This is a genomic window from Methanomassiliicoccales archaeon (genome assembly GCA_029907465.1).
GTDB lineage: Archaea > Thermoplasmatota > Thermoplasmata > Methanomassiliicoccales > JACIVX01 > JACIVX01.
In genome coordinates this window covers 1-18,493 of the sequence record JARYLV010000023.1, presented here as the reverse complement: position 1 = coordinate 18,493, position 18,493 = coordinate 1, and the positions used below count along the sequence as shown (strand labels likewise).

Below are 18,493 nucleotides of genomic sequence, written 5' to 3'. Positions count from 1 at the left end.
CCCTCTGTGCTGCAGTCATGTTCCCAACGATTGCAAACCAAAGCATGACGAGTTCGAATATCGTAAATTGCATCGTCTCAAATCCAATCGCTTCCGATCCTAAAAAGGCCAAACCCCATTGAACAAGTGGCGCGAAGAACAGGATAACGATTCTATCAGCCCTTCCAAGCAGTCCACTATACAGTCTCCCCGCGCCGACGGCTTGTGCCTGAGTACCCATATAACTAGTGAGGAGGACACCTATAATGGCAAGAATTCCAATATATGGATTGCACCACGGGCTCACCGCGATCAATCCTATCATCACAACGTCAGCGTACCGATCGAGGACATGATCGACAAAATCACCGCTCCTTGACGCCTTTCCAGACAAACGGGCAACTTTCCCGTCCAGAGCGTCAAAAAAACCGTTTAGAATTATGAGGATCGAGGTCGCAATCAGGAGGTAGTTAGCCCAATAGCTGAAATAAACGGAAACTCCTGCAGCAACGGCGAACAAAAACGCGACCCAAGACAAGGTATTTGGATTAACATGGCGGAACGCCTTTGCGAATGGATCGAGAACGACCTCAGCGTTGTTTCTGAAAGATTCTAGAACCAGTTTAGAACCTCCTCGCTCCAATCGATATTCCCATATGCGTACTTTTCTCTTTCTCCAGCCAAAATTTCCAAAATGCAGGCCGCAACCTCCTCAGGTGATCGCGATGTTGTGTCGATCTCGTACACCTCGTTTGATCGTTCAAGAGATTCGATAAGAATGACGTCGCACGCCTCAGCCTCCATGTTCTCCCTCACCTTGGGTTCGCTCCAGCCAAGACCTCTCAACCTCATACCAAGAGTAGAGGGGCGACATCTGAGCACGATGATCATATCAATGAGATCTGGGTCAATCAGGTGAGAGAGATGTCCAATGATAAATACGACATTCTCCCTCTGGATCTTTCTCCTTAACACTTCATCGAGCCTTGAGAGATCGACTTCAAACGTATCCCTTTCCGCATCAAACCCGCAAATGATGTCCTCTCCTTTTGCAAGATCGCCGATTTCGATGACTTCAAACCCCTTTGACCTGAGAATTGCACCAGCGGAGCTCTTGCCCGTCCCTGGCGTACCAGTAACTGCTACGGCCACAATTGAACATCTGCAGTCTGATTATTAATCATTTTTATTCATTGCAGTCTCTTTCTAAACACCAGAGTATAGTCGGCCCAGTGCCAGGAGGATCTGTCTCCTGGCAGAGGGTGGAGGTATCCCCGGGGGCCTTCCCCAAAAAAACTCGCGGGTTGAGCGGCGGGTTGTTGGCAAGACACTTGAACCAATCTATAAAAACCGTAGGATAGCATGCTATAGCAATCCTTAAATAGGAATATAATCAAAAAGGGAATTTCGAAAGACCTGAATTATTGTCGTGAAAAGACACTCCAATAATTTTGTCTAAGCGATCGAAAAAGTGGGATTTTAAAAAGGCATCAGTTTTTCCTTGTGTGATTTTGCGAACGAGTGTTATCGGACGCCCGACCTGAAATGCGATGTCATACGAGACGTCCATTAAAATCAAATTCTCCGCTGGAGCTATGCCGAAATCGATAGGCTCACCTTCTAATGCTCTCTTGACCTCTTCGATCGACGCCTTTCCCGATGCGACCATCACCATAGATGAGACGATCTTCCTCACCATGTTCCACAAGAAATCTCTTGCGACGAAGTCGATTGCGACGTAACTCCCATATTCACTAGAAGTGATCTTATCAATGATCCTTATCGTTGATCGACCATCATATCTGCAGAATTGCCGGAAATCGTGCTTTCCCTCGAAGAGTGCTGCGCACTTCACCAGGCGATCGATGTCGATATCAGAATTCAATAACCAGTAGCGATACCAGCGTGATTTAGCGCGTCTTGGAGAGAAGTCGATCGGTGCTTCGGCGACCGCGTAGAAATAAAGATTCTCCGCGACAGAATTCAAGGCCTGAAGAAGTTCACTCTTCCGAAAATCCGTATCAAAGGCGAACACGTTGCCGAGAGCACTCACACCCCGATCCGTCCTGCTCGCCGCTTTGAATCGCGCAGATTTTTCATTCTCGATCGCATTGATTTCCTTCAACGCCTTGATGATTTCTCCTTCAACAGTCGGTAGATCTGGTTGTCTCTGAGAGCCAGCGAAAAGTCTACCGTCGTAAGCCGTTTTAACAGCCGCTCTCCAGACCACGACAGGATTAAGTAAGAAACCGGTAATAAGCTTTCTGGGAAGACTCATGCCACAATTCAGAGTGGTCCTGGTCAATCCGAAGAACGACGGGAACATAGGGGCGATTGCCAGAGCAATGGGTAATTTCGATTTCGATGACCTCTATCTAGTGAGTCCATGCCAGATCACTGAAGAAGCATATAAGAGGGCGAAACACGCCGTTAACGTTCTAGAAAATGCAAAGGTCGTTGAGACGCTTGAAGATGCCCTCAGGGATTGTTCACTGGTCGCTGGTACGAGCGGTGTTACGACGCCGAGTGAAAAGAATTTCATGAGAATCCCGATGACACCAAGAGAATTTGCTGAAAAGACGAAAACGAGCGAGGGGCGAATCGCCATACTTTTCGGAAGGGAAGATTATGGGCTTTCCCAAGAGGAGTTGATGAGATGCGACATCCTCGTTCATATCCCAGCAAGTCCGCAATACCCCGTCCTTAATATTTCTCACGCGGCAGCTATCATATTTTATGAATTGTTTCTTATCGGAGCTAGATCCTTCGCGCCAACTGAGGCTAGTGAGATTGAAAAGGAGAAATTACATGAATTCTTTTCAGATCTCCTCGATGCAATCGGTTACCCTCAATTTAGGAAAGAGCGGACGCAGGTCATGTTCCGCCGCTTGATGGGAAGGGCTGTGCCGACCAGGTGGGAGTTCTACACGCTGATGGGCGTGATTGGAGACGCGGCCAAGAAGATCCGTTCAAAGGAATCCGATGATAATGAGGAAGGAAACTAGAATTCTTGATTACAGATTTAGTACGCAGTCATCAGATGCCCACCGACTGTCTCCAAGTCGTCCGATCCTTCGACCTCTTCGATTCCCGTAATGATAGCAATGACCCTAATGACACCCTCATAGTCGTCGTCTACCCTGGCGCCGAGAATGACATTCGCCTGTGGGTCGAGAAACGCTGTTATCCCCTCAACGACACGCGTAACTCTTTTCAAAGTCAGGTTATTTCCGCCAGTGATATGAATTAAGGCACCAGTTGCTCCAGTAAAATCGAGGTCGAGAAATGGATTGCTGAGTGCGTCCTTGACGACTGAGTCTGGATCCGAGTTCTCACCGTATAGGACGGTCGAGATTCCCCTTTGCTTGAATATAGCCCTCAGATCGGAGAAATCTATGTTGATCAATGAAGGTTCAGTGATCGCCTCAATGATGCCCTTGACGATCTCTGAGATAAGTTGGTCCATGACACCAAATGCCTGGTCGACTGGTAGATGTGGCACCATTTCAAGGAGTCTATTGTTGTCGAGTACAAGGACAGTGTCAGAGAATTCTTCTAATCGCCACAAACCCCTTGTCGCTATGTCAACACGCCTTCCTTCGCATTCAAACGGCATTGTCGCGATTGAAAAAACAAGGGATCCATTTCTTTTTGCCAGGTCTGCGACGACAGGAGCTGCACCAGTACCAGTCCCGCCACCGAGCCCTGCGATCACAAATGTGAGATCCGCTCCACAGAGGATTTCGTTGAGTGGTTCAAACGCGTTTTCGGCACAAACCCTACCGAGTTCAGGATCACCGCCTGCACCGAAACCCTTTGTTAGACTAGCTCCGATCAAAAGCCTTTTGTCAGCTTTGATTCTTGCCAGATGTCGCCGATCGGTGTTGACTGCGACTGTCTCGGCTCCCCTTAGGCCCAGATCACTCAACCTATTGATGGAGTTGCAGCCCCCTCCGCCACATCCCATCACGAGGATCTTCAGTCGTTTGAGATCTTCTCCAATGTCCTCGTCTTCTACATATTCCCAACTCACGGGCCACACCCCGGCGCACCCAGCTGTTTTACCTAATCTCCTCGACAACTTTGGATATCCTCTTTCTCACATATTCCCGCACAGCATTTCTGATTGCGTCATCAATAGATACGGAGTCGCCTTCCTTTACGAGATTTTCCAGTTCGACGACATTACCTTTTGGAAGTTCCACAGTGACACGTTTAATATGTTCTGGAGTGAAATGTTTCTCGATGATAGTATCAATGGCCTCCCTTACGGCATCTGAGATTGTTGGATACGACCCCTTTTTTACGAGCTCCTGCAGAGCCTTGACTTTTTCTGCAGGAATCCTCACAGTAATTCTTTCAGTCTCGGTCATGACCTCGGCTCTTCAAACTGAATCTGTCCGACGATATTATTGATATCGTCCGACAAATGTCATTATGTTCCAGAGAGTATTTAAAGATTGGCAGCGCCGCCATGACTTTCAATGCCCATCTTCCAGCTACAACTAGGGATTAAGAATAAAGTGCCTTTTTTTAATGAAACTTTTTCATAACATCATGTAAGGAGGGGACAAATCAGAAACAACCATACCAAAAACGCCTAAGAAATTACCGGGGTATCATAGCTATGACACCAATATCCATGTGATACTCTGTGACATGACTGAGAGTCTCGGATGTTACCCTGCGTACGAATCTCTCGACCCCTTGTCCACAAATTGCGAATTATGTTGCGCAACTAGATGAGAGATTGGGTGAGCCATTACTTTGTAATCCAAATGTCAAAGCTATTGAAGAATGTCGTAAGGGATGGTAAAAGCCTTTAAGAACCTTTATAAAGGGATATTTAAATAACCGCACGGGTGACCCCCTATGGCAAAGATCAAAATAGAAAACGTTGTGGCATCGACGTCTCTGGGAGAAGAACTGGACCTTCAATCAATCGCACTCGCACTAGAAGGCGCAGAATATGAGCCCGAGCAGTTCCCAGGACTAATTTATAGATTGAAAGAGCCAAAGACGGCGACATTGCTTTTCAGAAGTGGCAAGGTGGTTTGCACAGGTGCAAAGAGCCTTGAGCACGTAAAAGTTGCAATCAGCAAAGTTGCGAAACAGATCGAAAGGGCGGGCATCAAGATTAAAATGGAACCCATAATTGAAGTCCAGAATATCGTTGCCTCATCCGATCTCGGAACCGAGATTAATCTCAATGCAATCGCGATTTCTCTCGGTCTTGAGAAGGTTGAATATGAACCGGAACAGTTCCCGGGTCTTGTATATAGGCTCGATGAACCAAAGGTTGTCGTCCTCCTATTCGGATCTGGGAAACTCGTCTGCACAGGTGCAAGGAAACCGGAGGACGTAGAGGCAGCCGTTAATAAGATCACCGAGGAGCTCAGAGCAGCGGGTTTGCTCCACTGATTCATGAGAATTCCAGTATTTGATAATCACATCCACCTCCGTCCTTCGGGGCGTAACATCGACGCCCTAAGGGAGTTTCGGAAAGTGGGAGGGACTCACGCAATCCTCGTGCATCTTCCGTACGATGAGATAAAGATCGTCGATGAGGAGAGTTTTGAGCGGTCTTTTGATATCGCGGTCAACATTGCAAACAAGGCGAGAAAAGAAGTCGACGTCGGTCTCGATCTTGTTGTCGGGCCGTACCCCGCGCTCATCATTCCACTTGCGGAGATGTATGGTATCAATCGAGCCGTTGAAATAATGAGAGGCGGAATGGAGATCGCCCAGAGATTCGTAAGAGAGCAGAAAGCAGTGGGGATCGGCGAAATTGGGAGACCACATTTCCCAATCAGCGAGGAAATCCTGAAAGCCTCAAATGATGTTCTCAAATACGGTATGGAGCTCGCAGCCGATATCGATTGCCCAGTTATCCTACACACCGAAAGCGTCACACCAGAGACGATGAAGGAAATCGCATCTATGGCTGATGCAGCCGGGTTACGCAGAGAGAGAGTCGTCAAGCATTACTGCCCGCCGTACGTTCTTCCAGAGGAGAATCATGGACTATTTCCATCAATTCTTGCCAGCCGCGAGGCCATAAGGGAGGCCATTAAGAAAGGGAGACGTTTCCTCATGGAGACGGATTACTTGGATGATCCAAATAGACCGGGGGCAGTCATGGCGATCACGACCGTTCCGAAGAGATCATATTCATTCTTGCAGTCGGGAGTATTCACAGAGGACGATCTGTGGCGGATCCATAAAGAAAATCCTGAGAAGGTCTATGGACTCACTATCGATTAGGATGACCTCTCAATCATACAGTATTTCGAACTTGTCAAATTCGTTCCGGCAAGACGCCCATTTGACCTCGACAGACTTCACGTGAGCGTAGGGATGCTCTTCCCTCAGCTTGCGAATAACTTCCTCGACCGACTCTTTTTCACCTTCAAAGACTGCAAAAACGCTCCCGTCCGGCATATTCTTCACAAACCCCAGGACGGCTAACTCGTCGGCAAAGCGCTTGGTATACGCTCTGAAATAGACGCCTTGCACCTTTCCGATGAATCTCACTTCAGCACGTACCTTCATCGCTCTGCAAATATGAAATCGAAAGATAAATCCCTGTGATCAATCTATTGGAGGAATTGAACCTTTGGCGATTGCTATCCTTTTCTGCTCGGCTAGACCATGTTTATATGCGTGCCGTCGAGGGCTAAATCGAATCTGCCATCAATTATCCGGTTATGATCGTGCCATCGAGTACACTATAAATATCTTCTTAAAGTGCAAAATTTTCTTCTATCGGTCATCCCTCCGTTGGCTTGTTTAATCATCTGAGACGACAAGTTGAAGTTCATTTTTCTGGTGAATAGATCTTTGGGATATCGATCGACTAACCGATTACAAACGACGCCCGCTCAATCCGACAAAGCTTTCCCAAACTTCCCTCTCGATGCCTATTGCCAACAATGTTCTTTTCAGACCCCCCACGCCATCGTCTCAGTAGTAAACCTTATAAACTTGTATGAAACATAATATTGTGCAGGGATGCACGTTTCTGGGATGGGAGCGGGCATTGTGATATTGGAGGATATGGGATGAAATCAATGCTTGAAGGCGCCCTGGGTAGAGGGGCTGGTGGAATGGGTTCCGTTGCGCAGGCCACGACTTTTCCCGGTCAAGATTCTGCTGATGCTGAATTGCTTGAAGTTTTACAAAAACTGAAAACGAATATCACTATCGTTGGTGTCGGCGGCGCTGGTTGCAACACCGTTGCGAGGATTTATGAAGAAGGTATTTCCGGCGTCAATTTATACGCAGCGAATACAGATGCACAACACCTCCTTACGGTGCGTGTGCCCAAAAAGATACTCCTCGGACGCAGAAGTACTCGCGGTCTGGGTGCTGGTGCATTGCCTCAAGTTGGAGAGGAGGCGGCGAGGGAGGCTGAAGAGGAACTGAGGAAGGCATTGGCTGACGCACATATGGTTTTCGTTACGGCCGGCATGGGTGGCGGAACAGGCACAGGTGCTGTTGCAGTTGTTGCGGATATCGCGAAACAGCTGGGGGCGTTGACTGTAGCAGTCGTCACGCTTCCTTTCAAAGGAGAGGGACGGTTAAGAATGGAGAATGCGGAATGGGGCCTCGAGCGTCTTAGGAATGTCGCCGACACTGTTATCGTAATTCCGAACGACAAACTCCTACAACTCGTGCCACGATTATCCTTAAACGCCGCTTTCAAAGTCGCAGATGAATTACTCATGAGAGCGATTAAAGGAATCACAGAACTGATCACGAAACCAGGTCTCGTCAACCTTGACTTCAATGATGTTAAGACGATTATGAAGGGCGCCGGTGTCGCAATGATAGGACTCGGCGAGTCGTCTGGGCATACTGAGGACAGGGCAGTAGAGGCGATAGACGAGGCGATCAATTCTCCCCTGCTCGAAGTCGATATCAGCACGGCGACAGGCGTGCTCATCAACGTTGTCGGCGGGCCAGATATGACTGTCAGTGAGGCGGAGAAAGTTGCAGAGGAAGTGCAGAAGAGAGTCTCCAACAATGCGAGGATTATATGGGGTGCGGCGATTGATCCAACGGTCGAGCATAAAATAAGAGTGTTGCTGGTCATGACCGGCGTGCAATCGAAACAGATACTCGGAAGGAGCGTGGAGGCGTCGCGCATCAAGGAAGCGGAAGTCGACCTTATCAGATAAGAGCCGATCGAATCTTTCCACCCCTCATCACCCTCGTTTCAGAAGAATATCGCGAATATCATCGACCACGGCAAATTTGGCCGTGGGAGAGTACGCAGTTCGAATCGATATGATGAAACTTCACTGGTCAAGTTCCACTTACAAATTTATAGAAATAGCCCGCACGAAAGATCCTCAATCCGAAGAGGGCAATGCGCTCATCAGCTCAATTAAAAAAAAAGACCTATTTATTTGCCCCACTCATCCGCTATGATTCATGGTATTCCAGACACTTCATTGAAATAGCGCAAAACCGAAATGTTTTAAAACATAAATGCACGTAACGCTAAAAGCAAAGCACATCGATATAGTGTTAACTCGATAAAAGCGCCCGTTGGAGGTCTCACCGTGAAATCATTTATTACTGATGCACTGGCTCGTGCCGGAACAAATGCTGCGGAGATCGCTCCCGCAAATGCTGCAGCGCCATATAAGGGATACTCTGCTGAAGACGAAGAACTTGAGAGAATTCTCGCAAGCCTAAAAACGAACATCAAGATAATAGGCTGTGGTGGTGGTGGCTCGAACACAATCGACAGACTTGTTGAGGCCGGGATTATTGGAGCTGAGCTCTATGCCGCGAACACAGACGCTCAGCACCTTTTGACAGTCCGAGCTCCACATAAGATATTACTAGGAAGGCGTAGCACGAGAGGACTCGGCGCCGGTGCATTGCCTCAAGTTGGAGAGGAGGCGGCGAGGGAGGCTGAAGAGGAACTGAGAAAAGCATTGATGGGAGCGGACATTGTCTTCATCACCGCAGGACTTGGTGGTGGAACTGGTACTGGTTCAGCGCCGTTCGTTGCTCAACTAGCAAAGGAAATGGGTGCCCTAACCATCGCAGTCTGCACATCTCCATTCAAGGCGGAGGGTACAATAAGAATGGAGAACGCGGAATGGGGCCTCGAGCGCCTTAGGAATGTCGCCGACACTGTCATCGTAATTCCGAACGACAAACTGCTCGAGCTGGTCCCCCGCCTGTCACTGAATGCTGCGTTTAAGGTCGCCGATGAGGTATTGATGAGGGCGATTAAGGGAATCACAGAACTGATTACGAAACCAGGTCTCGTCAACCTTGATTTCAATGATCTGAAGACGATTATGAAGGGATCAGGAGTCGCGATGATAGGACTAGGAGAGGGCGAGGACGACGATCGTGTTGAGCAGGCAGTTAACGAGGCTATTAATTCCCCGCTGATCGATGTCGACATCAGCGGAGGGACTGGTGCTTTGATCAACGTGACCGGTGGTGAAGATATGACAGTCAGCGAAGCAGAGAGGGTTGCAGAGATTATCCAGTCGAAGATCAGCCCGAATGCTCGAATCATCTGGGGTGCGGTCATCGACCCGACGCTCCGCGACAAAATAAGAGTCATGGTGGTCATCACTGGTGTAAAATCGAAGTATATTCTCGGTCCCAAGGAAACACAGCCTTCGAAAACATTAGACGTTGATTTTATAAGGTAGAGGACATTCATCCCTCAAGAGTGCATCAAAAATGGACATCATCGAAAAATCGTGGGAGGTCCAAAAGGAAATAGAGGACCACGTCAAACACATCGGTAAGGGCAAGTATGGCCGCGTTATTAAAATGGCACGGAAGCCCTCAAATGAAGAATACATCCGGGTGATTGAGATCACCGGGATCGGATTGATCCTGATCGGAGGTTTGGGCTTTCTCATCTACTGGATCATGTATCTACTCACTGGCTGACACTGAAGGAGAGGTTTCAATTGGAAATGTTTGAAAAGGATAGAAAAAATGAAATGACCTCGGTCGACGAAACGGGAAAGAGAATTCACCTGATCGCAGAAAACGAGGAGAAGAGATTACCAGCTAGCGGTCGAGACAGCTGGAAAATCCGTTTGAAAGCAGATGATGAAACGAAAAAAAGGATCAAATTGAGGCTGACAGTTGACATTGGAGGGGAGACTGAAGGTCCTCCAGAGTGGGGCGTCAAGTTATACGATGCCACAGGAATCCTATGGGACAGCGACTCACAACTGCCGCCTGAAGTCGAGTTTTTTATGGAGGGGGCACAGGCGAAGGAGCTGCAACTCGAGGTCATTGCTCCCAAGGGTGCCCGATACAACGACAGGGTTACCATCAGCATGGAAGCATATGCTGAAGATTCGCCAGATGATATTGCAAGAATGAAATTTACAGCCTCCGCGAGACAATCAATTCTCGCACTTAAGACATCAATTGGACATGAAAAAAATGTTGCAGATAGCGTTGCAAGCAAGGCGAAAACGGGAAAAGTTGGGATTTTCGCGGTTCTAGCCCCTGCGACACTCAGAGGCTATGTTCTTATTGAGGGCATGAATACCGATTCGGTCCGGGAGGCAATTCGAGGAATTCGAAGGGCACATGGCCTTGTTGACGGTGAGACGAATTTCAGCGAAATCGATCATTTCCTCACGCCGAAACCACTCGTCTCTGGCGTTATGGAGGGCGACGTGGTTGAACTCGTTGCTGGCCCGTTCAAGGGAGAGAAGGCGAGGGTCAAGCAGATCGATGAGAGCAAGGAGGAGATCACAGTAGAACTCTTCGAGGCAATGGTTCCTATACCTATCACAGTCAGAGGGGATCATGTCAGAGTCATTGAAAAGGAGAGGTGAATAGCATGGCTGAGACAGTCGAAGTGCTTGTGGAAGGTGGCAAGGCGACGCCGGGACCGCCACTGGGTCCGGCACTCGGTCCACTGGGTGTAAATGTCATTCAGATCGTGAGTGCAATTAACGAGAAGACGAAGTCATTTGAGGGTATGAAAGTCCCTGTCAAGATTACAGTCGACCCGAAAACCAAGAAATTCGAGATAGAGGTCGGTACGCCACCGACATCAGCGTTGATACTGAAGGAGATTGGTGCCGAGAAGGGATCAGGTTCGACGAAAGCGACAAAAGTCGGCAATATCTCGATTGATCAGGCGGTCAAGATCGCCAATATGAAAGGCGAATCGCTGCTCGGGAAAACGCTGAAGAAGAAGGTTCTCGAAGTCATCGGTGTCTGCGTCTCCATGGGCGTCACAGTCGAAAATCGTGACCCGAAGGAGATCCAGAAGGACATCATTGCCGGAAAGTACGATGACAAACTAGCCGGCTGATGCCATAAAGTTTATAAAGAGCACGGATGTTAGAGGAGGCCACTGCTGTAGGAGAGCACAGCTCGTTAGCACTACAGGAGGCATTGTATTGGCGGAAAAGACTATAGTTCAGGCTGTCAAGAAGGCGCTTGAAAGAGCAAAAAAGCGCAATTTTAGGGAGACCGTTGATGTCTCCATAAACTTAAAAGACGTTGATCTTTCCGTCCCGAAAAATAGGATTCAGGAAGATATTATTCTTCCGCATGGAAGGGGAAGGGATGTCAAGATCTGCGTCATCGGGGGAGGCGAGCTTGCACTGAAAGCCAAGGGTATCGCCGACCGTATCATCACACCAGAAGAGCTCGCAAAACTCGCTGACGATAAGAAAGCGGCAAAGAAAATCGCTTCTGAATTTGACTATTTCATCGCCGAAGCTCCTTTAATGCCGACGATCGGTAAGCGACTCGGTATCGTTCTTGCACCGCGTGGAAAGATGCCGAAGCCCATTCCGCCGGGTGCGGATCCAAAACCGATGATCGAGAATCTACGCAAGACTGTTTCTGTGAGGAGCCGAGACAAGAGAACGTTTCACGCGCCTGTCGGCACCGTTGATATGCCCCCAGAACAGATCGCTGATAACATTGAAGCGATCCTCAAGAGAATCTCATCGAAATTGGAACGAGGAATGATGAACATCGGTTCAGTGTACGTCAAAACGACGATGGGACCATCAGAGAGGGTGAAGTGACATGATCAGGCAGGCACATGTTGCACAGTGGAAAAGGGAAGTTGTCGGCGATCTCACGCGTATACTAAAGAATAATAAGGTCGTCGCCATTGTCAACGTCGGAAATATTCCAGCACCTCAACTTCAGCAAATTAAGAAACGACTCCGCGGAAAAGCTGAAATGGTCATGGCGAGGAATACCTTAATCAATATCGCTATCGAAGAAGTTTCAAAAGAAAGACGTGGATTAGAATCGCTCAAAGATCTAATCGCAGGTCAATGTGCATTACTTGGCACCGACATGAACGCCTTCAAGCTATATAGGGAGCTTGAAGCCACCAGAACAAGAAGTGCTGCTAAACCAGGTGACATATCACCAGAGGATATCGTTATAAAAGAAGGTGAAACACCTTTCAAGCCTGGTCCAATTGTCGGAGAACTTCAGAAAGTTGGTATTCCAGCAGGTATTGAAGGCGGGAAAGTCGTATTTAAGAAAGACAAGGTACTGGTGAAGAAGGGCGAAAAGATACCGGCGGAGATAGCCAAGATACTCCCAAAGCTTGATATTTACCCAATTATGATAGGACTCGAACTCCTCGGAGCGTTCGAGGACGGCATTGTCTTCAGGAAAGATGACCTCGCGGTCACACCCGATCAATATCGATCGATGATTGTGACGGCAGTGAAGAATGTTTTCAATCTCAGCGTCCACATTGCCTACGTGACACCGCAGACCATCAAACCACTGCTGGTCAGAGCCTACCGCGAGGGGGCTGCGCTTGGCGTCGCTGCTGCATTCCCGACAAAGGACAACATCAAGGTCTTAATAGCGAAGGCCGAGGCGCAGATGCTGGCTCTCGCATCCAGGATTCCTGGGTTTGAAGATGAGCGGTTGCGGCAGAGACTGGCAACAGCACCTGCCCAGCAAAAGCCTGAAGAGCGAAAGGCAGAAGAACGCAAAGAAGAGAAGAAAGAGGAGGTCAGCGAGGAAGAAGCCGCAGCTGGCCTAAGTGCTCTGTTCGGATAAAAAGGAGGTAAAGAAATGGAGTATATCTATAGCGCAATGGTTCTCCACGCCGCTGGGAAGCCGATCACCGAGGACTCAATTGCAAATATCCTCAAGAGTGCTGGCATTGAGCCGGATACGGCGAGGATAAAGGCATTGACTGCGTCACTCGAGGGAATCAACATCGACGAAGCAATAGCCTCAGCGATGATGATGCCTGCCGCACCTGCGGCTGCACCTGCATCTCCAGCTGCTGGAGAGCCGAAGAAGGAAGAGAAGAAGGAAGAAAAGAAGAAAGAAGAGACGGTGAGCGAGGAAGAAGCCGCAGCTGGCCTAAGTGCTCTGTTCGGATGAGCATCCTGGGCCGCGCGCTGCGCTCTCTCCCCTCAAAAAATTTTTGATGCGGGAGCAACGAATAAACTAGATCCGCTCAATTACGTTCGATACTTCGCGTTCGAGAAGCGACGCAAGATCCTTTTCCAGTTTTTCCTTCATATCTTTTGGAACCATCGCAAGTCCAAGCTCAACCCCGCATTTTGTCAATTTCATCAAGGCATAGACTTCTTTGATCTTTGCAGCAACGAACTCACTGATCGCTTCCTTGATCTCCTTCTTCAGCGCTGGATTTTCTTCGATTTTCTGGCGTATGTATCGTTTGATCTCATCACGCACGAGGTCCCTGACAGCCTCAATTAGAATGTCTTCCGAGTGAAGAATCCCTATCTGACTTTTTATCAGCGACTCCACGTTTTCTTCTGGCATCGCTTCCTATATCACCTAATAATAAGTATAATTATTTTCACTCACATCATTGAGAAGTCACTCTCAAGATGACCTATAGAGGGTTAATGACAAAGGGATTTCTATGCGCGAAAAATGATCAATTACTATGCTCAACACAAATCATCGATAACTTTCAATCCTCATTCCGAGTCTAAGACATCAATGATCTCTTCTGTTGACACCGAAGCGCGATCATGAAGCAATCAACGAATGATTAAATATGCCCAGAGATTACTCTGAATTGAGTGTTATGAAGTTGGAAGAAATTTATCAATTGGCCGTCAAGGTAGGAATGGAAGCAGATCCGAGGACAAAAGAGGAAATCGAAGCTGAACTCAAAAGAATGGAAGATAAGTTCAAGAAAATGGAGGAAAAGGAGAAGAAATGGTTCGATATGGATTCGCTTTGGAATCCTTACGCTGATACCCGAATCCTCGTCGGAGATCCAAAGTCGGAGATAAGGGGTATCATGTGGGGGATCGATGTGACACCCGCTGAAATTCTCATTGCCGATAGGCTAAGAGAGAGAGGCGAGAATATTGACCTTATCATCGGACATCACCCGCGCGGGAAGGCGATGGCTAATTTCTACGACGTGATGCATGTACAGGAGATCATGATGCAGAGACTCGGCGTCCCTATCACGGTCGCCGAGGACATACTCGCACCAAGGATTAGAGAGGTCCAGAGAGGCGTGCACCCACAGAACTTTAATCAAACTGTTGATGCATGCAACCTCCTTGGCATACCGTTCATGTGCATACATTCACCGACTGACAACCTTGTTCAGAAATACCTCCAGACCATCATGGACGAAAAGAGGCCTGAGAGGGTCAAAGATGTCATCGACATTCTCTGCGAGATCCCCGAGTTCGATTTTGCGATGAGACACCACGCTGGACCAGAAATTTTCGTAGGAGACAAGAACAGGAGGGCCGGCAAAATCGCTGTCAAGATGACTGGTGGAACCTCAGGCCCGAAGGAAATGTATGAACAACTTGTTCAGGCTGGTGTTGGTACGGTCGTTTGCATGCACGCACCAGAGAACCACATCGAAGAAGCGAAGAAATATCACATCAATCTCGTGATCTCTGGCCATATGGCATCAGATTCCCTAGGAATGAACCTTCTCGCAGACAAGCTCGAGGAGAGGGGACTCTCAATAAAACCATTCTCAGGATATATCAGGGTGAAAAGAAATTGACAGAATATATGCAGCGGGATCGGCGGTCAAAGATTTTCAAGGATATTTCAAAACTTTCATTCGACTATGTTCCAGATAAACTCATCCACAGGGAGAGCCAAATGCAGAAGCTCTGGATGCTTTTCAGACCTGTACTTGAAAAAGGCATCGCACAAAGTGCATTGCTGATTGGAAGTGTTGGCACCGGAAAGACTGCTGCTTCGAAACGGTTTTGCCTCGATTTTGCGAAGGTCGCACAGGAATCCGGTCGTGCGGTTGATTTTATCGTAGTCAACTGTCGCCAGCGCAATACTGAGGCGAGCGTCGTTCTGAGGCTTGTCTCGCATTTCGATGAGGGTTATCCAGATCGGGGAATGTCACTTTCTGAAATGCTCACCTCATTGAAAAAGCACCTCGAGAAGAGAAAACTTCACTTCATTGTCGTTCTAGACGAAGTCGATGTTCTGCTAAGAAGAGGTGCCGCAGACCTTATTTACCAACTTTCCAGATTCGACGAGGAAAAAATCGGTGGACGTGCGTCTCTTTCCCTCATCCTTATCTCACAGAAATATGTGCTTGATCTCCTTGACCAATCATCAATTTCAACGTTCCGGAGGACAAATGTCATTACTTTTGGCAAATACACCCGCGATGAACTGAAGGACATTACAAGCGACAGAGCTGCACTCGCTTTCTACCCTGGAAGTGTGCGCGAGGATGCAATTGATCTCATCGCCGATATCGCTGCCGAGTGGGGTGACGCGAGATTTGCCATTGAATTGCTAGAGCGTTCCGGTATGATCGCGGAGGAGGAGGGTTCTACGGTTGTCTCGCCGGAGCACGTGAGGGCGGCAAAGGCATTCACATTTAGCATTGTCACTGAATCAAAAATTGAAGATCTCGATAGACAAAAAAAGATCGTGTTGCTTGGGATTTGCAGAGCTCTCAAAGACCAGGCTTACGTAACAACTGGTGAGGCGGAAAGGGCATATTGCATCGCAGCGGAAGAATACGGCGAAAAGCCACGGAGCCATACACAGTTCTGGTCATATCTACAAGACCTTTCAAATGAAGGCATTATCGAAACAAAGGTCTCCACGGATGCGTCCGGTGGGAGAACGACTTTTATTTCCTTACCAGACATTCCGGCGAAAGTGCTGAGACAGAAACTCGAGGAGATCCTTCAATCATAGAATTCCGACGTAGACAAAAGATGTCTATTTTTCGCATAATTCCGTTTTCACTCCCGTTTATCGCATTCTAGAGGGGAGATGAGAGTTAATCAATGAGAACTGCGTTTACTTTCTGATTAAATTAAGGAGTGTAAGCGCAATGTTGGAGGAGCTTACGGAGCTGTTGAAAGCCCCTGGCGTATCTGGTTTTGAGTCCCCAATTAGAGAGATGATTAAGAAAAAAGTAGAAACACTCACCGAGACGCGAGTCGACGAAATCGGCAACCTGTACGCAACGATCGGAGACGGCGACCGCCACCTTCTCCTCGTGGCTCATATGGACGAACTCGGGATGGTCGTGTCAAAGATTGAGGAGAGCGGCTTCCTTCATTTTAGGAAGATCGGAGGGATTGATGATCGGTCGCTACCAGGAAAAACGGTCACAGTATTCACAACGAGAGGAGAGGTAAAAGGTGTCATCGGAATGCTTCCTCCGCATCTCATGAAAGATCCGTCCGCTGAGGCGAAAGAAGTACCGACCGCTGAAGAAATGTTGATCGATATCGGTTGCAGTTCGAAGAAGGAGGCTGAGGAAATCGGCGTATCCATTATGGATCCAATCGTTTTCGAAAAAAGTGTCACGAGGTTAAATGAGCGGATCGTCAGTGCACGCGGTCTCGACAACCGGTCAGGATGTCTTGCACTTATCGAATTGCTACGCCGTTTACACAAGAAAGGGATTGGTTTGCGCGTAACGTTTGTCTGGAGCGTTCAAGAAGAGATCGGATTGAGAGGCGTTCGGGTCGCAGCGCTTAAAGAAAGACCGGACTACGTGATAGCCGTCGACACCTGTTCTGCAACAGACTTCCCTGGCGCCCCTGGATACCTTGAAAAGATCTCATTAGGGAAAGGCCCCGTCGTCAGATACATCGACAACAAGTCTATTGCTTCGCCTGCTTTAGTTAACCTCGTTAGACGAGTAGCTGCATCTAATGGATTGCCGCTTCAGTTGGGAATAAGTGGAGGAAGTACTGATGGCGCTGCCGCCCAAGAATTCGGTTCATTGATGGTTCCCCTATGCATACCCGTAAGATATACACATTCCACCGTCGAATGCATCCATCTTGAAGATTTGAGGAACCTCATCCTCCTCCTTGAAAAGACGATAGACGATTTAGAAAAGAGAGAGAAAGGTGTTGTCACATGAGAAATGAGATATTGTCGACGCTTCTTGATCTTCTAGAAATAAGAAGCGATATGCATGCAGACAAGAGCATCATTGTGAATTATGCGAAGAAGATACTTGAAGAAATTGGGTTTGAAATCGCTATTGCGGGCGACAAATCATACCCAGCACTCATCGCATCAAGAGGTAAGGGAGGCATTGCATTATCCGGACATCTAGACACGGTTCCCATTGGAGATGGTTGGACTAGGAAACAAGGGGAAATCGATGGGGACAGGATTTATGGGAGGGGCACTACAGACATGAAGGGCGCGGTCGCCTCAATGTTGGTCGCCGCACGGGACCTCGCAAGAGAGGATGTCCCCTGTACTCTTCTCCTTACCACCGATGAAGAAGAAAAGATGCTGGGAGCTTTGAAGCTCAGCCAGTTCGAAGCTGTGAGGACGGCGCATGCGATTATCATCTGCGAGCCGACAAGCCTTAACGTTGCATGCAGAGAGAAGGGGGTCTTCCGGTTTAGATTGATTACACGAGGAAAAGCAGCCCATTCGAGCCAGTGCTGGCTTGGAGAGAATGCGATTCTTAAAATGAACAATTTACTGATCAAGCTCTCAGATCTCGCGCAGGTTCCAGCTGGTCCAACGGACAAAATGACGATGTGTTTCACGACGATCCAAGGCGGAACGAAGGACAATGTCGTACCGGATAGATGTCAAACGGAGATTGATGTGCGCTTCCCCGCACCCCTAACCGTGAAAGATGTCGAAGCACTGATAAGGAGTCGTTTAGTTGGTGAAGACTACGAAATTGAAACGATCTATGGCCTTGAACCATTCGAATCCGACAGGGATTCGAAGATCGTGAAAATGCTCACCACGTGCCTTAAATCGGCGATCGTCGACGTCCCGTATGCGACCGAAGCGCCAAGATACCAGCCAGCCAATCCATCCATTTACATCTGTGGGCCGGGGGTGCCCACACTTGCCCATGTGCCAGACGAATATGTTGAGCTGTCGGCATTGATAAAAATGCACGCCGCGTTGGTAAAGCTCGGGCGAACGGTGTTTGAGAACAAAAGTCAGGGATAAATGCGGGCAACTGTCCTGGGAAACGGGGTCACGTCCCTAATATGCTCAACCCCACATATCCACC

The 18,493-nt window shown here is 48.3% G+C and carries 22 protein-coding genes; 15 read left to right on the top strand and 7 right to left on the bottom strand.

What is annotated here, in order from left to right; genetic code table 11:
* From QHH00_07595 to truA, 3 genes are all read right to left on the bottom strand, one after another.
* Nucleotides 1-622 (bottom strand): CDP-alcohol phosphatidyltransferase family protein (locus QHH00_07595; protein ID MDH7509243.1); only part of this gene is annotated, 622 nt, incomplete at its 3' end.
* The gene (locus QHH00_07590; GenBank protein ID MDH7509242.1) at nucleotides 592-1,131 is read right to left on the bottom strand and encodes an adenylate kinase family protein; all 540 of its coding nucleotides are present in this window, start codon (nucleotides 1,129-1,131) and stop codon (nucleotides 592-594) included. The genes QHH00_07595 and QHH00_07590, both read right to left, overlap by 31 nt.
* Nucleotides 1,132-1,372: 241 nt before the next feature.
* A complete protein-coding gene (truA, locus tag QHH00_07585) occupies nucleotides 1,373-2,209 on the bottom strand; it encodes a tRNA pseudouridine(38-40) synthase TruA (protein ID MDH7509241.1) in 837 nt (278 codons plus the stop codon).
* Between the two features lie 46 nt (nucleotides 2,210-2,255).
* On the opposite strand from truA, the gene QHH00_07580 reads away from it, so the two are divergent.
* Nucleotides 2,256-2,984, top strand: coding sequence for an RNA methyltransferase (locus QHH00_07580; protein ID MDH7509240.1), 729 nt, complete (start codon nucleotides 2,256-2,258; stop codon nucleotides 2,982-2,984).
* Between the two features lie 17 nt (nucleotides 2,985-3,001).
* On the opposite strand, the gene ftsZ (QHH00_07575) is transcribed toward QHH00_07580, so the two are convergent.
* Both ftsZ (QHH00_07575) and QHH00_07570 read right to left on the bottom strand, forming a co-directional pair.
* On the bottom strand, nucleotides 3,002-4,012 hold the full coding sequence (ftsZ, locus tag QHH00_07575; protein ID MDH7509239.1) for a cell division protein FtsZ: 1,011 nt from the start codon (nucleotides 4,010-4,012) through the stop codon (nucleotides 3,002-3,004).
* Between the two features lie 28 nt (nucleotides 4,013-4,040).
* A complete protein-coding gene (locus QHH00_07570) occupies nucleotides 4,041-4,352 on the bottom strand; it encodes a ribbon-helix-helix protein, CopG family (protein MDH7509238.1) in 312 nt (103 codons plus the stop codon).
* Nucleotides 4,353-4,851: 499 nt separating this feature from the next.
* Here QHH00_07570 and QHH00_07565 point away from each other — a divergent pair, with 499 nt between their 5' ends.
* Entirely contained in the window at nucleotides 4,852-5,400 is a 549-nt protein-coding gene (locus QHH00_07565; GenBank protein MDH7509237.1) for a TATA-box-binding protein, read from the top strand.
* Between the two features lie 3 nt (nucleotides 5,401-5,403).
* Complete coding sequence (locus QHH00_07560; GenBank protein ID MDH7509236.1) at nucleotides 5,404-6,243, top strand: TatD family hydrolase; 840 nt, start codon at nucleotides 5,404-5,406, stop codon at nucleotides 6,241-6,243.
* A 9-nt stretch (nucleotides 6,244-6,252) separates the two neighbouring features.
* Here QHH00_07560 and QHH00_07555 read toward each other — a convergent pair whose 3' ends face one another.
* The gene (locus QHH00_07555) at nucleotides 6,253-6,531 is read right to left on the bottom strand and encodes an acylphosphatase (GenBank protein ID MDH7509235.1); all 279 of its coding nucleotides are present in this window, start codon (nucleotides 6,529-6,531) and stop codon (nucleotides 6,253-6,255) included.
* Between the two features lie 509 nt (nucleotides 6,532-7,040).
* Here QHH00_07555 and ftsZ (QHH00_07550) point away from each other — a divergent pair.
* The 8 genes from ftsZ (QHH00_07550) (at nucleotide 7,041) to rpl12p (ending at nucleotide 13,371) form a co-directional block, all read left to right on the top strand.
* On the top strand, nucleotides 7,041-8,159 hold the full coding sequence (gene ftsZ / locus QHH00_07550; GenBank protein MDH7509234.1) for a cell division protein FtsZ: 1,119 nt from the start codon (nucleotides 7,041-7,043) through the stop codon (nucleotides 8,157-8,159).
* Nucleotides 8,160-8,546: 387 nt separating this feature from the next.
* Nucleotides 8,547-9,665: a cell division protein FtsZ gene (gene ftsZ, locus QHH00_07545; GenBank protein ID MDH7509233.1), complete on the top strand. Its 1,119-nt coding sequence runs from the start codon at nucleotides 8,547-8,549 to the stop codon at nucleotides 9,663-9,665.
* A 31-nt stretch (nucleotides 9,666-9,696) separates the two neighbouring features.
* Nucleotides 9,697-9,912, top strand: a complete 216-nt coding sequence (locus QHH00_07540) for a protein translocase SEC61 complex subunit gamma (protein MDH7509232.1) — start codon at nucleotides 9,697-9,699, stop codon at nucleotides 9,910-9,912.
* Nucleotides 9,913-9,938: 26 nt separating this feature from the next.
* On the top strand, nucleotides 9,939-10,820 hold the full coding sequence (locus tag QHH00_07535; protein ID MDH7509231.1) for a transcription elongation factor Spt5: 882 nt from the start codon (nucleotides 9,939-9,941) through the stop codon (nucleotides 10,818-10,820).
* 5 nt (nucleotides 10,821-10,825) lie between these two features.
* On the top strand, nucleotides 10,826-11,305 hold the full coding sequence (locus QHH00_07530) for a 50S ribosomal protein L11 (GenBank protein MDH7509230.1): 480 nt from the start codon (nucleotides 10,826-10,828) through the stop codon (nucleotides 11,303-11,305).
* A gap of 88 nt (nucleotides 11,306-11,393) precedes the next feature.
* A complete protein-coding gene (locus QHH00_07525) occupies nucleotides 11,394-12,032 on the top strand; it encodes a 50S ribosomal protein L1 (protein ID MDH7509229.1) in 639 nt (212 codons plus the stop codon).
* Between the two features lies 1 nt (nucleotide 12,033).
* Nucleotides 12,034-13,038 (top strand): 50S ribosomal protein L10, encoded by a 1,005-nt coding sequence (locus QHH00_07520; protein ID MDH7509228.1) that lies wholly within the window; start codon nucleotides 12,034-12,036, stop codon nucleotides 13,036-13,038.
* A 15-nt stretch (nucleotides 13,039-13,053) separates the two neighbouring features.
* A complete protein-coding gene (rpl12p, locus tag QHH00_07515; GenBank protein MDH7509227.1) occupies nucleotides 13,054-13,371 on the top strand; it encodes a 50S ribosomal protein P1 in 318 nt (105 codons plus the stop codon).
* Between the two features lie 66 nt (nucleotides 13,372-13,437).
* On the opposite strand, the gene QHH00_07510 is transcribed toward rpl12p, so the two are convergent.
* Nucleotides 13,438-13,779, bottom strand: coding sequence for a hypothetical protein (locus QHH00_07510; protein MDH7509226.1), 342 nt, complete (start codon nucleotides 13,777-13,779; stop codon nucleotides 13,438-13,440).
* Between the two features lie 271 nt (nucleotides 13,780-14,050).
* Here QHH00_07510 and QHH00_07505 point away from each other — a divergent pair, with 271 nt between their 5' ends.
* The 4 genes from QHH00_07505 (at nucleotide 14,051) to QHH00_07490 (ending at nucleotide 18,429) form a co-directional block, all read left to right on the top strand.
* Nucleotides 14,051-15,004 carry an NGG1p interacting factor NIF3 gene (locus QHH00_07505; GenBank protein ID MDH7509225.1) on the top strand — a complete coding sequence of 318 codons (954 nt, stop codon included), beginning with the start codon at nucleotides 14,051-14,053 and terminating at the stop codon, nucleotides 15,002-15,004.
* Nucleotides 15,001-16,176, top strand: coding sequence for an AAA family ATPase (locus QHH00_07500; protein ID MDH7509224.1), 1,176 nt, complete (start codon nucleotides 15,001-15,003; stop codon nucleotides 16,174-16,176). Before QHH00_07505 ends, QHH00_07500 begins: the two co-directional genes overlap by 4 nt.
* A 139-nt stretch (nucleotides 16,177-16,315) precedes the next feature.
* On the top strand, nucleotides 16,316-17,362 hold the full coding sequence (locus QHH00_07495; GenBank protein ID MDH7509223.1) for a M42 family metallopeptidase: 1,047 nt from the start codon (nucleotides 16,316-16,318) through the stop codon (nucleotides 17,360-17,362).
* Complete coding sequence (locus tag QHH00_07490) at nucleotides 17,359-18,429, top strand: M20/M25/M40 family metallo-hydrolase (protein ID MDH7509222.1); 1,071 nt, start codon at nucleotides 17,359-17,361, stop codon at nucleotides 18,427-18,429. The genes QHH00_07495 and QHH00_07490 overlap by 4 nt, the downstream gene beginning before the upstream one ends.
* The last annotated feature ends 64 nt before the right edge of the window (nucleotides 18,430-18,493 follow it).

What these genes read in the sequence shown, in the direction of transcription:
- QHH00_07580 (MDH7509240.1), top strand. Translation starts at nt 2,256, where the DNA reads ATGCCACAATTCAGAGTGGTCCTGGTCAATCCGAAGAACGACGGGAAC.
- QHH00_07570 (MDH7509238.1), bottom strand. Translation starts at nt 4,352, where the DNA reads ATGACCGAGACTGAAAGAATTACTGTGAGGATTCCTGCAGAAAAAGTC.
- QHH00_07565 (MDH7509237.1), top strand. Translation starts at nt 4,852, where the DNA reads ATGGCAAAGATCAAAATAGAAAACGTTGTGGCATCGACGTCTCTGGGA.
- QHH00_07560 (MDH7509236.1), top strand. Translation starts at nt 5,404, where the DNA reads ATGAGAATTCCAGTATTTGATAATCACATCCACCTCCGTCCTTCGGGG.
- QHH00_07555 (MDH7509235.1), bottom strand. Translation starts at nt 6,531, where the DNA reads ATGAAGGTACGTGCTGAAGTGAGATTCATCGGAAAGGTGCAAGGCGTC.
- ftsZ (MDH7509234.1), top strand. Translation starts at nt 7,041, where the DNA reads ATGAAATCAATGCTTGAAGGCGCCCTGGGTAGAGGGGCTGGTGGAATG.
- QHH00_07540 (MDH7509232.1), top strand. Translation starts at nt 9,697, where the DNA reads ATGGACATCATCGAAAAATCGTGGGAGGTCCAAAAGGAAATAGAGGAC.
- QHH00_07535 (MDH7509231.1), top strand. Translation starts at nt 9,939, where the DNA reads ATGTTTGAAAAGGATAGAAAAAATGAAATGACCTCGGTCGACGAAACG.
- QHH00_07530 (MDH7509230.1), top strand. Translation starts at nt 10,826, where the DNA reads ATGGCTGAGACAGTCGAAGTGCTTGTGGAAGGTGGCAAGGCGACGCCG.
- QHH00_07520 (MDH7509228.1), top strand. Translation starts at nt 12,034, where the DNA reads ATGATCAGGCAGGCACATGTTGCACAGTGGAAAAGGGAAGTTGTCGGC.
- rpl12p (MDH7509227.1), top strand. Translation starts at nt 13,054, where the DNA reads ATGGAGTATATCTATAGCGCAATGGTTCTCCACGCCGCTGGGAAGCCG.
- QHH00_07510 (MDH7509226.1), bottom strand. Translation starts at nt 13,779, where the DNA reads ATGCCAGAAGAAAACGTGGAGTCGCTGATAAAAAGTCAGATAGGGATT.
- QHH00_07505 (MDH7509225.1), top strand. Translation starts at nt 14,051, where the DNA reads ATGAAGTTGGAAGAAATTTATCAATTGGCCGTCAAGGTAGGAATGGAA.
- QHH00_07495 (MDH7509223.1), top strand. Translation starts at nt 16,316, where the DNA reads ATGTTGGAGGAGCTTACGGAGCTGTTGAAAGCCCCTGGCGTATCTGGT.
- QHH00_07490 (MDH7509222.1), top strand. Translation starts at nt 17,359, where the DNA reads ATGAGAAATGAGATATTGTCGACGCTTCTTGATCTTCTAGAAATAAGA.